This is a genomic window from Lacunimicrobium album (assembly GCF_052161635.1).
Classification (GTDB): domain Bacteria; phylum Planctomycetota; class Planctomycetia; order Planctomycetales; family Planctomycetaceae; genus SXPC01.
This window is the reverse complement of the sequence record NZ_CP197413.1, coordinates 4,144,573-4,158,178: the sequence shown is the minus strand read 5'-3', so window position 1 is coordinate 4,158,178 and position 13,606 is coordinate 4,144,573. Positions and strand designations below refer to the sequence as shown.

At 55.4% G+C, this 13,606-nt stretch carries 12 protein-coding genes; 5 read left to right on the top strand and 7 right to left on the bottom strand.

Annotated elements, in window-relative coordinates; translation table 11 throughout:
• Window positions 1-29 precede the first annotated feature (29 nt).
• Window positions 30-1,304 (bottom strand): PQQ-binding-like beta-propeller repeat protein, encoded by a 1,275-nt coding sequence (locus SH248x_RS16705; RefSeq protein WP_459555440.1) that lies wholly within the window; start codon window positions 1,302-1,304, stop codon window positions 30-32.
• A 399-nt stretch (window positions 1,305-1,703) separates the two neighbouring features.
• On the bottom strand, window positions 1,704-3,176 hold the full coding sequence (locus SH248x_RS16700; RefSeq protein ID WP_459555439.1) for a sulfatase: 1,473 nt from the start codon (window positions 3,174-3,176) through the stop codon (window positions 1,704-1,706).
• A gap of 360 nt (window positions 3,177-3,536) precedes the next feature.
• Between SH248x_RS16700 and SH248x_RS16695 the strand changes: the two genes are divergently transcribed.
• Window positions 3,537-4,742 carry a pyridoxal phosphate-dependent aminotransferase gene (locus SH248x_RS16695; protein ID WP_459555438.1) on the top strand — a complete coding sequence of 402 codons (1,206 nt, stop codon included), beginning with the start codon at window positions 3,537-3,539 and terminating at the stop codon, window positions 4,740-4,742.
• 81 nt (window positions 4,743-4,823) lie between these two features.
• Here the strand turns inward: SH248x_RS16695 and SH248x_RS16690 are convergent, their stop codons facing one another.
• Entirely contained in the window at window positions 4,824-4,970 is a 147-nt protein-coding gene (locus SH248x_RS16690) for a hypothetical protein (protein WP_459555437.1), read from the bottom strand.
• Window positions 4,971-5,230: 260 nt separating this feature from the next.
• Here SH248x_RS16690 and SH248x_RS16685 point away from each other — a divergent pair, with 260 nt between their 5' ends.
• Window positions 5,231-6,088, top strand: coding sequence for an ankyrin repeat domain-containing protein (locus SH248x_RS16685; protein WP_459555436.1), 858 nt, complete (start codon window positions 5,231-5,233; stop codon window positions 6,086-6,088).
• Window positions 6,089-6,100: 12 nt separating this feature from the next.
• On the opposite strand, the gene SH248x_RS16680 is transcribed toward SH248x_RS16685, so the two are convergent.
• The 3 genes from SH248x_RS16680 to SH248x_RS16670 form a co-directional block, all read right to left on the bottom strand.
• Window positions 6,101-6,511, bottom strand: a complete 411-nt coding sequence (locus SH248x_RS16680) for a hypothetical protein (RefSeq protein ID WP_459555435.1) — start codon at window positions 6,509-6,511, stop codon at window positions 6,101-6,103.
• A gap of 2 nt (window positions 6,512-6,513) precedes the next feature.
• The gene (locus tag SH248x_RS16675; protein WP_459555434.1) at window positions 6,514-7,011 is read right to left on the bottom strand and encodes a GNAT family N-acetyltransferase; all 498 of its coding nucleotides are present in this window, start codon (window positions 7,009-7,011) and stop codon (window positions 6,514-6,516) included.
• A 139-nt stretch (window positions 7,012-7,150) separates the two neighbouring features.
• The gene (locus SH248x_RS16670) at window positions 7,151-8,272 is read right to left on the bottom strand and encodes a hypothetical protein (RefSeq protein ID WP_459555433.1); all 1,122 of its coding nucleotides are present in this window, start codon (window positions 8,270-8,272) and stop codon (window positions 7,151-7,153) included.
• A gap of 757 nt (window positions 8,273-9,029) precedes the next feature.
• Here SH248x_RS16670 and SH248x_RS16665 point away from each other — a divergent pair.
• Both SH248x_RS16665 and SH248x_RS16660 read left to right on the top strand, forming a co-directional pair.
• Entirely contained in the window at window positions 9,030-9,440 is a 411-nt protein-coding gene (locus SH248x_RS16665) for a hypothetical protein (RefSeq protein WP_459555432.1), read from the top strand.
• 94 nt (window positions 9,441-9,534) lie between these two features.
• Entirely contained in the window at window positions 9,535-10,554 is a 1,020-nt protein-coding gene (locus tag SH248x_RS16660; RefSeq protein WP_459555431.1) for a D-alanine--D-alanine ligase, read from the top strand.
• A 348-nt stretch (window positions 10,555-10,902) separates the two neighbouring features.
• On the opposite strand, the gene SH248x_RS16655 is transcribed toward SH248x_RS16660, so the two are convergent.
• Entirely contained in the window at window positions 10,903-11,664 is a 762-nt protein-coding gene (locus SH248x_RS16655) for a hypothetical protein (protein WP_459555430.1), read from the bottom strand.
• 208 nt (window positions 11,665-11,872) lie between these two features.
• Here SH248x_RS16655 and gltX point away from each other — a divergent pair, with 208 nt between their 5' ends.
• A complete protein-coding gene (gene gltX, locus SH248x_RS16650; protein ID WP_459555429.1) occupies window positions 11,873-13,474 on the top strand; it encodes a glutamate--tRNA ligase in 1,602 nt (533 codons plus the stop codon).
• Window positions 13,475-13,606 lie beyond the last annotated feature (132 nt).

The following is a 13,606-nucleotide window of genomic DNA, read 5'->3' as shown; positions in this document are numbered from 1 at the left end:
CCGGGTTGTCTCAACCCGGACCATTCACACTATTCCTTAATGTCGTAGCAGAAAATCTCATCATCAACCCGCAGGTACATCTTCCCGCCGGTAATCGCAGGGTGGGCCCAGTAGGGACGAGTCGACTTGGCAGGAATCTTAAAGCTGCCAGTTTCTTTGAACTCGGCTGGATTGGCTTCCGCCAGCACCATCGTGCCGTCAGCAAACTGGAAGTACAGATGCCCATCAGCAGCCGACAACGCAGCGTTGTTCTTGCCGGAGGCTCGTGACTTCCACTTCTGTTCGCCAGTCATGAAGTCAGCACAGTACGGCAGGCCTTTGTCATCAGAGTCAGCATAGAGATACCCATCAATGAGAACGACACCGCCGTGCTTGTTCTTGAGTTCGCTGTTGATCGGGTAGATGTTCTCGATCTTCACGCCATCGCCATCCGGAACCTGACGCATCAAGGCTCCGCCGGAATCGTAACCAGCCACGTAAAAGACCAGATCATCTTTGACGATCGGCGTCGGGATGACAGCCGTCACTTTGGGGATATCGAAGGTCCAGAGAATCTTGCCAGTCTTGGGATCAAGACCCATCGTGCCGCTGCCAGTCGTCTGGACATAGACTTTGCGTCCGCCGACGTTGGAGATGACGAAACAGGAGTGCCCGGCTCCGCGATCTTCTGGTCGGGTGCTGGTCCAGATCTTGTCGCCGGAGATTTTGTTCAACGCGACAACGGTCGTTTCCGGACCACCGGGAGTGATCAGCAGCACATCGCCATCAATCGTGGGCGACTCGCTGTATCCCCACTGGTCAGCTTTCTTCCCGCCGTATTCGAGATCGAGATCTTTCAGCCACTGCTTCTCGCCTTTGGTGTTGTGACAGTACAAAACACCCTGCGGGGTCAGTGTGTAGACCATTTCGCCATCGACGGTTGGCGTGCTGCGAGAGCCCTGCCAGCTGGGCGAACCGTTGGTCCAGGCTGGTCCCAGCTTGGTCGACCAGAGTTGCTTGCCGTCTTCGATGCTGTAAGCCGTCAGGTATTCGTCACCATCGCTGGCGTTCGATGGCCCATCGCCAATCGTATACATCTTGCCGTCTGCAATCGCAACTCCCGCATAACCGTTGCCAGCCCCTTCTGCTTTCCACAGGAGTTTCGGGCCACCTTCGGGCCACGACTTGAGCAGTCCGGTTTCTTGACTAACACCAGTGCGATCAGCACCGCGGAATGTGGGCCAGTAAGCTTTGTCAGCAGCCAGCAGCGCCGAACTCATCATCGCAACGGTGACGAGAGCGCAGCTCATGGAAGCAAATCGCATGGGAAGCGTTCCTTCGAGGAGAAACAGGAGGGGACGACAAGGTCGGGCGCATCAGTCAATGTGGACAGCATTATCTGCGACGTCGACAATCAAACCTTGTTGAAACAATAGTGTAAAGCCTGAGAGCAGGATCGCCAAGGTTTTCCCAGCGATCACTCGCATTTTATCCCTTCTCCCCCCGGGAGAAGGTGCCCAACGGGCGGATGAGGGCATCGCGCCAACAACCCGCCTTAAACTCTACAAACTTCCGAGGGCAAACCACCACTCCATTCCGATGTCCCTTCTCCCTTGAGGGGAGAAGGTGGCGTCGCTTCGACGACGGATGAGGGTGGGCTCAAGGCCTGCATTCGCTCACATTTCCCAACCCAGCGTCAGCCACAAGCCATTCTTAAATTCAGCTCACCGCACCGGCCGCTTCGCCTCCGGCTGCCTCCCCAGAATCTTCTTCAAACTCTCCAAAACCTCCGGCTGCTTCGACGCCAGATTCAACGCCTCACCCGGATCGTTCTGATAGTCATACAGCTCAAACTCAGCCTGATCTTCCGAACCCCCAATCGGCTTCCATTCCACCATCCGATAACGAGACGTCCGGATCGCCCGGCCCATCCGTTCCCCGCGTGGGTAAGCATGATAAGCATAATCGTCCAGATCCAGCTTCGGGTCCTTCAGCAGCGGAACCAGCGACGTCCCTTCAAGGGGCTGGTTTTCATCAACAGGCAGACCCGCCAGCTCACACAGCGTCGGATAGATGTCGACCGTCTCGACAACCGACGCCGATCGCGTCCCCGGCTGGGCCACGCCCGGAGCAGAAATGAGCAATGGAATCCGGTTGGCCTGCTCATAGTTCGTATGCTTGGTCCACATCCCGTGATCGCCGAGGTGATAACCATGATCGCCCCACAGCACAACCACCGTCTTCTCATCCAGCCCGGTTTCCTTCAATGCATCAAGCACCAGCCCCAACTGGGCATCCATGTAGCTCAAAGACGCGTAGTAGCCGTGCAACAGCTCGCGCTGCAACTCTTCCGTAAACGGCTTCCTGTTGGGCACGGGCGTGTACTGGTCGATTTCGATCAACCCCTTATCAGCGTACCGCGGAGCCCCTTCCGGAAAGGCCGTCATGGTCGCAAGCGGCAGCTTCGACGGATCATAAAGATCCCAGTACGTCTTCGGAGCACAATACGGCAGGTGAGGTTTCGCGAATCCCAGCGCCAGGAAAAACGGCTTATCGCTCTTCGCATAGTCCGCAAGACGCTTCGCCCCATAGCGAGCCGTCCGACCATCAGCATATTGATCATCAGCCACCTCCGCGATTTCCCAGGCAGCGCCGCGAGCGAGGCCTTTCGCTGGTTTGTTGGAGAAGAGAGCTTCCTCTTTGGTCATCTCCGCCCCGTGACGACTCTCCGGCAGCAGATACTCGACAACCGATTCCTTCTGAAACGGCTCGCTCCAGCTACGCTCATCACCGACGTTGCCGTGACCAATATGGAAGATCTTCCCCGCCCCGGTGACGTGATACCCATGATTCTTGAAATGCTGGGGCAACGTCACGGCGCTGGGCAGGGAGCGACGGAAGTTGGTTCCCAAGTCATAAATCCCCAGCGTCGTCGAACGCTGCCCAACCAGCAGATGGTTCCGCGACGGCGCACAGACCGCCTGATTGCAATACGCCTTCTCGAACGTCATCCCCATCGATGCCAGTCGATCCAGGCTCGGCGAAACGACCCATTTGTCTCCATACGCCCCAAACGATGGCTTGAGATCATCGACGCAGATCAACAAGACATTGCGCGTCTCCGCAGCCTGAACGCCCCTGTTCAAAACCATCGCCAGCGCCAACAGCATCAACACAAAACCAGATCGTCGCAGCATCGTCTCGTTATCCTCCGCTGATGAAAGTCGTTCCGCCCATCAGACTCACTCATCGCTCGCATGTCAATCCATCAATGCGTTCAATTGTGATTAGTTTCGATTCTTGTCCGGAAGTAGCCCAGTTTTGATGAAGAGGACTTAAAATCTTTTCGACGGCTTTCGGCTCTCCTTTATGAAACTTGGCTTCCTTCGAGCCTTCGTGGTGAACCTCCCGCGGTTCCGCGTGTCGATGTCCCGGGATTTTCTCCCCGCTGACTTATCGCATCCATCAGGTTCCGATATGATGTCGGTTTCGTTTCCCAGCCGAACGTGCCCACATCCTGCCGTCGGCGATTCTGCCTCTAACTGTCGAGTTTCACCATGACTGCTGTTCGCCTCTCGCCGTATGTCAAAACGCTCGCCCCGTCAGCCACCATCGCCGCTGCTGCCAAAGCGAAAGAACTCAAGGCCAAAGGCGTCCACGTTTACGACTTCACGCTCGGCGAGCCAGACTTCAACACCCCGGAACACATCCAGAAAGCCGCCATCGCCGCGATGTCGTCCGGCAAGACCCACTACACCCAGTCCGGCGGTATCCCCGAACTCAAGACCGCCATCTGCCAGGCGTATCAGCGCGATTACAGCCTCGCCTTCACCCCCGCTCAAATCACCGTCTCCAACGGTGCCAAACACGCCCTCCACAACGTCATCACGACGCTCTGCCAGGCAGGCGATGAAGTCATCATCCCTGCCCCGTACTGGGTTTCCTACCGTGCCCTCGTCGAGCTCACCGGTGCCACCGCCAAAGTCATCCAGACGACTCCCGAATCCGGCTTCTGCCTGCAACCCGAGCAGCTGGAAAAAGCGATCACCCCCTACACCCGCATGATCATGCTCAACAGCCCTAGCAACCCGACCGGCGTTGTCTATCCGCCAGAGCTTCTCGAGAAGCTCTGCAACATCGCGGTCTCCAAGAACATCTGGATTCTCTCCGACGAAATCTACGAAAAGCTGATCTATCCTCCCAGCAAGTTCGTCTCCGTCGCTTCATTCAGTGAAGCGGTCAAACAACGCACCATCATCATCTCGGGCATGAGCAAAGCCTACGCGATGACCGGCTGGCGGATTGGCTGGTCGATTGCTCCGACAGAAATCAACAAAGCCATCGACAACCTGCAAAGCCAGGAAACATCCAACCCCTGCAGTATCTCTCAATACGCCTCGATCGCTGCTCTGACCGAGAATCAGCAGACCGTCGAAGACATGCGAGTCGAGTTCGAAAAACGACGCGCCTACGTCCTCGACCGCTTCAAGAAAATCCCCGGCGTCTCGTTCGTCGAACCGGGCGGAGCCTTTTACGTCTTTTTCGATGTCTCCAGCTACTTCGGCAAGACACTGCAAGGCGGCAAAGTCGTCCACAACTCCAGTGACTTCTGCACCTCGCTCCTGGAAACCGCCCACGTCGCCCTCGTCACCGGCGACGCCTTCGAAGCCCCTGGCTACGTCCGCATGTCATTCGCGACATCCATCGAACAACTCGACCACGGCCTGACCCGCCTCGCCGAGTTCCTCAACCCGACGAAGTAATCTCTATCCGTCGCTGCTTCCATGACTTTTTCGAGCGATGCTTCTGGTTGAACAGAAGCATCGCTCGCGTCATGAACGGGCTTAGAACTTGCTGTTCCCGTTCCCCGTTGACCAGGTCAACTTGTCCTTGCAATACGCGATCAGCGCCACCGACGCGACCAGCCAGGCTGGAAACATCATCATCAGAAACGTCGACAGGTCAATCGGGTCAAAATTGGTGGGAGGCATAGTAAAAACTCCTTCGAGAAAGTGTGTGCAGATTCCATCGACATCATGACGCGATCAGGCTCTCAAAAAAAGCCCACTCCCTGCGATTTAATGACGCAAGGTCATTCCTTGCAAGCAACTCGGACTTTTACCCCGCTCAAATATCATTTCCTTCTGGACATAAAGCTTCTCAACTGCTTTTATTTTATAACTGAACCGACGTCCGTCTCTCGATGCTCTCACCCTTCGAATGACGCGTAAAGCTTTACGCGATAATCGCCATGGCAACTTCCAAACTGATCATCGCTTGCTCAATGGCAGTCATTTTGCTGATCATTGCCTTACAAATCACCATAGCAAGGCTGACCCTCGATCAGCGTCTCATTGTTGCCTGCCATCACGTCGATATTGAAACTGTCAAGACAGCGCTGAAAGATGGCGCGAACGTCAACGCTACCTTCGGCAGCGGTGATTGCGATCGCCTTTTTGGGGATAGGTGGGATTGTGGTTACGCTCCTATTGTCGCGGGAAAATGGACACCTCTTCTCGCCGTCGCCAATTCAGACAGATACCCACCTCCACCTAGAAGAATCCGAAGAACGCCGGAAGACCTTATCTGGGCACGCGGCGAGAAAATGAAAATCTCAGCTGACGCTCTTCAGAAACGCGCTAAAGACGCGGTCGATATCACACAACTTCTCATTGACCACAAGGCCAACCTCAATGCTGACGACGGCTTTGGTGGAACTGCTCTCTACAAAGCGATCTATTCCAGAAAACTCGAACTTTCCAAGCTCCTGATCAATGCCGGTGCTAACGTCAACACAAGAACGGAAGCCTGTTTCTGCGGCACCTACGAGATCACTCCCCTCCACCGTGCAATTTGGTCCGAAGAACTTGTTAAGCTTCTTCTCGAAAGAGGGGCTGATCGAAACGCAAAAGATTCCGAAGGAGACACCCCGGCCGACTGGGTGAGATCCTCTGCCAGACCTATGGAATTATGGGAATTCAGAACAACAGGCCCGATGCTCGACCTGGACGCAGCTTCAACTCTTTCTGAACCATTGTTTCCACCTAAGCTTCAAAGCCAATCCTTTAAACACAAACAATCGCTATTTGCTCCTCTCCCCTTCCGATGATCAGAATTGCTCTCATTTCGTCATCGCCTCTGCCTCGCTGATACTGATCGATTCGGTACGACTCGCTTCAGCAGCCAAATAGTCGTATCTCCAACCCTCTTGCGTTTCAGGGCACCAGGTCACGAGGTGGCCAGTCATGTCAAAGACATAACACGGCGCCCCGGAACGGACAACATACGATGGCAACCGTCCCATCCAGACAAGCCGTCGTTCCGCTCTTTCTCCAACAAACGCCAGATGCACAGGCGATCCAATCTTGGCTTCCAATTCCAAGAGCGAACAATCTTTCGACGGCGGACTTTGGTGACGAATGACCTGATAGTCAACGAAGAGGTACCCACCAAAAAGAACCGTCAGAACCGTCAGAGTTGTGACGAGTTCAATCGTCTTCCGATAAGTCCAAGTGTGGGATCGCGATTTCATTTTTACAGATCTCCCGCTCTCTGCTTCTGATACGCCACCCGGCTCGTCCCATTCGCGACGACAATTCTCCCACAAACAGCATACCCGCACTTCTCCAACACTCGCTGCATCGCCTTGTTGTCTTCATGGGTATCGACCCGAATGTTTCCCGCCTGTTCGTAGCACCATTCCATACAGAACGTCGCCGTCCCCTTCTTCGTCGCATCAACCGCCAGCCGATGCACGACCCCATACGGTTGCTCGTTCAACCACGCCCCTTCATAAATCACCGCATACGTCGGGTCGACTTCGACTCCGAAATAAAAGACCGCGACGATCCGTTCCTCGTCCAGACAGACGTAGCTATTCCCCTTCGCCATGTCGCGATCAATCACTTCGCGTGACGGATACCCATCCACCCACTGTGTCGCATTCCCGTTCGCCACCATCAATTCCCGTGCCTTCGCATAAATCTCCATCACCCGGCCCAGGTCACCAACCTCCGTCCGACGAATTCTCATTTCGCCCCTTCAACTCAAATCGATAAGCAAACAGTCCAGACCGGCTTTCTCAACGAAAAAAACACCGAGGACACACAATGTATCCCCGGCGTCGGGAAAGGCACGTCAAGATTTTAATCATAAGAGAATCACTGCAATCTTAGCGAACCACACTCACCGTCGACACGGCTTTCGCCTGAATGATCTCGACGTTGACCTGAGCCACCGGCGTCGTTTCATTCACCATCAGGGCCAGCGATGCGGGCTGAGTGTTTCTCAGCAGCAGTTGTGGCATTTTCATGGTGATATACCCCTGGCCTGTCGATGTGATCTCCAGCAGCATCTGGGTGTTGTTGACCATCAGCACAGCCAATCGAATCTGTGGGGCATCCCCTTCGACCAGCATCGTGAATTCCGACCCATTTTCGATCTGAGGAACGACATCCAGCACAACCGGTGCTTCGACGATGACTCCGGGATTGCTAATCACAATCGGACAGGCGTTGTTGATAACGGGCGTCGGACAGTAGATCGGACCGCGTGGGACGGGCCAGAAGCCGAAGTTTGGCCAGTGTGGGTGATGGTGGTGATGATCATGGTCGTGATCACCTTGGGGTGGTTTCGGAGGAACAGGTTTTGGAGGTAATGGCTTCGGTGGGAAAGGAAGCGGTGGCTTGACGGGGCCGATTGGACCAATTGGAGGTTTAATCGGACCAAGGGGAGGCTTGGGACCGATCGGACCAACAGGACCCACGACTGGCCCGATCGGCCCGATCGGACCAGTCGGCCACTTGGGAGGTTTGACGACACCACCACCGCCAGTTCCCACAATCGGAGGAAACGGCTTGATCGGCGGTTTCACCGGTTTGCCGGGTTGTGGTTTGACCGGGAAGGTCGGTTGAAACGGTCCCGGTTTGACCGGCTTCGGATTAATTCCCGTGACTGGCTTGATGATCGGACCAGAGCCAATCGGCTTCACACCACCCGTTGTGTTCATGATCGGCTTGCCGGGAAAACGATGCCCTGTTCCCCCGATTTGTTTGTTGGGTTTGAAACCGCCAGTCGGGCTGGGTTTGGATGACGGCATCCCGTATCCACCAGAAGGTTGTTTGAACGATGAAGACATCTTCTGCCCCATCGACCGACTCATCCCACCCCCCTTGCTGGGTCCATCAGCCGTCGCGAGGGCAGTCATCCCCAGGAGGATCGTGATGGCAAGTGAATGAGTTGCGATGAGCCGCAGCGAGGCAGCAGTCGGAATGATCGGAAGGAAGCGTTTCATGACGGACTCCAGAATTGGAAGATTGTTGGGACGTTTGTTTGAGGAAGTCGTTTGGCTTCCCACACTCGTCACAGCGGAGTCCATCTTCCGGTGTTACAGCCTTTTTCATGCGATTTGAAAATCTTCGCTTCGACGGCATGGCGCTCCATCCGATTTCCTGTGTGCCACGGCTGTGTCAGCCGTGCGATCGCGCAAAGAGCGTCTATTTCCACAGCTAATCCAGCCGCGCACACGACGAGGACATCATGTCTTGCGCAAAGTTGAGGTCTCGCGATGCATAGCTGCGGCTCACACGGAGGTTCGCCCTCCCTCTCTGTGTGCCACACGTTAAGGTCAGGTCACATCGGCCCTTCTCAAACAAATCCCGTAAAAATGTACCGATGGCAAAATTTCTCATTCGAGCCGGGAAGGCAGGGCAGCGTATTCAGATTTGTCAGGACATGTGGATCGCTGACGCCGGGAACGGTGGGCAGCTTCTGGAATAAGGTAAAGTTCCGCTTTACCCACGCTCGAAATACGTATAAAATGTTCTCGATGCGTCTTGCGGGCCCGTTCCCACCGCGGTCGTATCCCTACGGAAAGTCGCAGGGCAGCAATGTGGCTGACAGAATCCTCTTGGGAACCGATCCTCTTATGCCTCGTCGGCACCGCCTTTTTCATCGCCCTTTTCTCGAAGACACCTCTCAAAAAGTACGCGTACGCCGCGATCGGGTGTGTTGTCCTGGGAGCGGCAATCTTTTTCATAGAACGAGCGATCGTGACCGATTTAGAACGGGTCGAAAACTCCGTTTATGGTCTGGCCGACGCCTGTAAGTCGGGGAATATTGAACAGACAATCGATTACGTGAATCCCAACGAAGTTGAAATTCGCGAGATGATCCGCAAAGGGATGAACCTCGTTGATATCAAAGACGATCTGGGCGTCACCGATCTTCAGGTCAAAATGGCCGGCGGTGGAAAGTCAGCCACCTCCCACTTCCGGGCCAATGGAACCGTCGCCTTGTCTCCTGGTGGAAACCAGCTCTCCATGGACTTTGCCCAGCACATCTCAACACGCTGGATTCTGACCTGGAGCAAGATGGACGATGTCTGGAAAATCACCAACCTGCAGCGACTTAATCCCATCACCGGAGAAAGTATCAACCCGCTCGCCCAGGCATCGAACTGATACCAGCTCGAACGTCGTCTGTCCCCAGCGGGTTTTCTCCCGATGACAGTCGCCCCTCGAGTCGGGTGACGAAAATCAAAAAAGAGGACAGACAATGGAACGATATCGTGTGCTCGTGCTCCAGGGAGGGCCATCAGCCGAACGAGAGATCTCTCTCAAAAGCGGCAACGCCGTTGCTTCTGCGTTGTTAAAATTCGGGCACACTGTCGAAACGATCGACCCCCGGGATATCAACCTCCCCGCTCTCAACTGGAAACGCTGGGACGTCGTCTTCAATGCCCTCCACGGCACCTTCGGCGAAGACGGTCAGGTTCAGGAAATCCTCGACCAGGCTGGCATTCCTTATACCGGCAGCGGAATGAAAGCCTCTCAACTGGCTTTCGATAAACGAGCCGCCAAGCAGGTCTTTCGCTCTCACTCGATCCCGACGCCGGAGTACCTCGCTGTTGGTCGCAAAGTCCACGGCGATCACTGCGTCTTCTCGCTGGCTGATCGACCTGAAGAAATCTATGCCGTCGTCGAACGCATGGGCTTCCCGGTCGTCGTCAAACCCAACGCGCAGGGCTCGAGCATCGGCGTCCGCTGGGTCGACGAGATGTCCCAGCTGATCCCTGCCATCGAAGCCGCCCTCAATTATGACAAGCTCGTTCTGATCGAACGGGCGATCCTCGGGAGCGAATGGACCGTCGGCTTCATCGATTCTCGTCCTCTGCCCGCGATCCAGGTCAAATCGCAACGTGGCTGGTTCGACTTCGAAGCCAAGTACGAAGACGAACAGACTCGTTACGTCTTCGATCACGAACTCCCGCTGACAGTCCAGTACAACCTTTACGAGACCGCCCAACGCGCCTGCCGTGCCTTGGGAACTCGCGGCGTGGCCCGCGTCGATCTGCGTCTTGATTACGCGGACGAGCCCTGGGTCCTCGAAGTCAACACCTCCCCCGGCATGACCGACCACTCCCTGGTTCCCAAAGCCGCCGCCCGTCTCGGCATGAGCTACGAAGACCTCTGCGACCTCATCATCCGACGAGCAATCGCCGCCGTAGGAACACTTGAAGAAGAACCTGACGAAACCTGGAAAGTCGATCTACTAGGCCAGGAAGCCATGGTGTAGGGTCCGCTGTGCGGACCATCAATCCGCCCGCTTAGCATCAAAAACATTCAACAACCAAGCCCCCCGATTTCATGTCCGTGCTTAGAGCTTGCTTGAGAAATCAACAGCAGGGAATCATTCACCACAAAGTCTCAAAGGGCACGAAGGTTCACAAAGAAGAACCATGAATTCAAATGGAGAGTTTCAAAGAAAATCGACCGGCCAAAGCCCCTCACGCTTTTCTTGATCTTTGATCAAGCTGCCGCGCATTCAAATGCTGGAATTCCTTCGTGAGTCTTTGTGTCCTTTGAGCCTTGGTGGTGAATCTCCTCCGGGTTTGATTGCTCTGCATGAATTCTTAAGCAGCTTCTACGGAGTCGCCGTCGTCAAAGCCCGCACCCCCTGCAGGGTGAAAATCCCCGGCTTGAGCAGGACACCTGTCAGTTGAGGTTTGTCGGTCGGTTGTGGGCGGAGACGGATGCGGAGTTGTGTGATCGGGCCTGAAGTATCGAGCTCGCAGACAGCGCGGGTGTCAGCGGGGAGTTGGGCATAAACGCCTTTGGCGATGTCAGCCACGCCGAGTTCAAGGTTGCCAGCCGTCAAGGAGAGAAGATCGAGTGTGATCACGTTGTTTTCAAAGTGCGGAACGACAGCCAAAGCCACATAACCCGTCAGTCCCGAGCGACTTACTTTCGCCGCGATCTTGGCCTGCTCTTCTTCGATGACGACCCGCGGGTCCTGGATCTCATCGGGCAACTTGAAGCTCTGTTGTCCCATCAGCCAGCTGTTGATTTCGTCCTGAGTCAGGTCGATCGACCATGGCTGCAGATTGGAAGCGGGTGTCACGTCGTCAGTAATCGCAAGAGCAGGAACAGGCTCTAAGGATTGTTCGCTCGCAGGAAGAGGGGAAGAAGTTGGTTCGAATGAGATCTCCTCCTGAAGCTTGATCGCTTTTTGTTCCAACTGCTCCAGTTGCTGCTGGCGGACATCCTCGGGGATCTCCTGCGCGAGAATCTGTGTATAGAAATCGGGAGCTTCCAGTGCGCTGGAGAGATACCAGAAACCAGCCAGCGCCACGATCAGGGCATAAACAACGATGGTTGTACAGACGGCAATGACGATTTTGACCATGGGTGCACTCTTCAATTGTTCGTCGAATGGGAGAATCGCATCTCGGTATAACGTGGCTGACGACGGGCGTCCATCTCGATTCTGATCCGAGACGTTCCGGGTGAGGCATCAACTTGTTGTGGGTGGGGAATGTGTCTATTATCGCGGTTCTGGCTGGATGCTTTTCGTTCGAATTTTCCTGATGAATTTCTGAAGAGATTGACGTTTCATGTCCTCGCACGTCCGTACGCGTTTCGCTCCCTCGCCAACTGGCTACATGCACATCGGAGGCATGCGGACGGCCCTGTTCTGCTGGCTGTTCGCCCGTCACCACGGCGGGACATTCATCCTGCGTATCGACGATACGGATCAACAGCGAAACAACGACGAAGCCCTCGGCCCGATTCTGCGAGCGTTCCGCTGGCTGAATCTGGAATGGGATGAAGGTCCCGTTTATGAGAATGGTCACGTCGACATGACACGGGTCAAGGGGGACAAAGGTCCGTACTTCCAGTCACAGCGCAAAGACCTCTACGATCGCGAACTCCATCGCCTGCTCGAAACCCGCAAGGCCTATCGCGATTTTGACCCGCCAGAGAAGTTCGCAGAAGGCCGCACGCTCGCTGAGAAAGAGAAGCGTGTCTTTCTGAATGAGCGGACCTGGCTGGAGGCATCCGATGCGGACATTCAAAAGCAGCTCGATGCAGGGACGCCCTACGTCGTCCGTTTCGCAATCCCGCGTGAACACACCGTCGTCATCAACGACCACGTCCGGGGCGAAGTGAAATTCGACGCCGGACTGATGGCGGACCCGGTCATCGTACGCACCGGGGGCATGCCTCTGTACAACTTCGCAACCGTCGTCGACGATGGCTTGATGGAAATCACGCACGTCGTTCGCGCCGAGGAGCACCTCTCGAATACACCTCTGCAGGCGATGCTGCACGAAGCCCTCGGCTACAAGATGCCGGAGTTCGCGCACATTCCATTCGTCGCAGCTCCCGGCAGCAAAGAGAAACTGTCAAAACGGAAACTCGATCAGTACAAAAAGAATTCCGCGTTTGCCAAGCTGTTCAACATCGGCTCGGATGTCTTCCCGAAACTGGGACTGGAACAATCGGCAGGGCTCGATCCAGTCATGGTGGAGTTCTATGAGAAAGCCGGTTTCCTGCCAGCCGGGGTACTCAATGCCCTGGTGCGACTTGGCTGGTCGTTTGATGACAAGACCGAATACTTCTCGCTGGAAGATATGATCCGCGAGTTCAGCCTGGAGCGCGTCATCAAGTCCGCTGCGGGACTCGATCCCGAGAAACTGCTCAGCTATGAAGCGTACTGGATGGGTCAGCTGACTCTGGAAGACAAGCTCAATGGCTGCCTGCCGTTTCTCGTCAAAGCGGGCTACATCAAAGCTGATTACGACGACGTCACCCGACTCGAAGTCGCCAAGATCATCGAAGCCATCGGCGACCGCCTGACCGTCTTCTCAGATGTGCTGCGATTCGATGAGTTCTTCGTTGCTGATAACGAGATGACCTGGGATGAAAAGGGCTTCGAGAAACGGATCACGAAAGCAGAAGGAGCAGCGGACCTGCTGTTCGACCTGAGCGGCGTGATCTTGAATTCGGACATCGCCGGCGCGTCGGACTTCGACCGCGTCGTGCATCAGTTCGTCGAACAACGCGGCCTCCAGATCGGGCAGATCATTCACGCCCTGCGTCTTTCTGTCACCGGAAAGACATCCGGTGTCGGGATGTTCGAAGCCATGGAACTGCTCGGCAAAGAACGCTGCGTACGACGCATGGAACGGACGGTCGAAAAAGCAAAGGGCTAAACCCGTCTTCGGGAGGGCGAGGCTCCGTCCGAGCCGCTTCCGCTCATTGCATCCTCTCACCAACGACTCGACATCATTCCCCGTGTGCCACGGCTGTGCCAGCCGTGCGATCGCACAATGAACGTCGATCTC

Excerpts from the sequence above, each read along its gene's own strand:
- SH248x_RS16705 (WP_459555440.1), bottom strand. The coding sequence starts at position 1,304 with ATGCGATTTGCTTCCATGAGCTGCGCTCTCGTCACCGTTGCGATGATG.
- SH248x_RS16700 (WP_459555439.1), bottom strand. The coding sequence starts at position 3,176 with ATGCTGCGACGATCTGGTTTTGTGTTGATGCTGTTGGCGCTGGCGATG.
- SH248x_RS16695 (WP_459555438.1), top strand. The coding sequence starts at position 3,537 with ATGACTGCTGTTCGCCTCTCGCCGTATGTCAAAACGCTCGCCCCGTCA.
- SH248x_RS16690 (WP_459555437.1), bottom strand. The coding sequence starts at position 4,970 with ATGCCTCCCACCAATTTTGACCCGATTGACCTGTCGACGTTTCTGATG.
- SH248x_RS16685 (WP_459555436.1), top strand. The coding sequence starts at position 5,231 with ATGGCAACTTCCAAACTGATCATCGCTTGCTCAATGGCAGTCATTTTG.
- SH248x_RS16680 (WP_459555435.1), bottom strand. The coding sequence starts at position 6,511 with ATGAAATCGCGATCCCACACTTGGACTTATCGGAAGACGATTGAACTC.
- SH248x_RS16675 (WP_459555434.1), bottom strand. The coding sequence starts at position 7,011 with ATGAGAATTCGTCGGACGGAGGTTGGTGACCTGGGCCGGGTGATGGAG.
- SH248x_RS16670 (WP_459555433.1), bottom strand. The coding sequence starts at position 8,272 with ATGAAACGCTTCCTTCCGATCATTCCGACTGCTGCCTCGCTGCGGCTC.
- SH248x_RS16660 (WP_459555431.1), top strand. The coding sequence starts at position 9,535 with ATGGAACGATATCGTGTGCTCGTGCTCCAGGGAGGGCCATCAGCCGAA.
- SH248x_RS16655 (WP_459555430.1), bottom strand. The coding sequence starts at position 11,664 with ATGGTCAAAATCGTCATTGCCGTCTGTACAACCATCGTTGTTTATGCC.
- gltX (WP_459555429.1), top strand. The coding sequence starts at position 11,873 with ATGTCCTCGCACGTCCGTACGCGTTTCGCTCCCTCGCCAACTGGCTAC.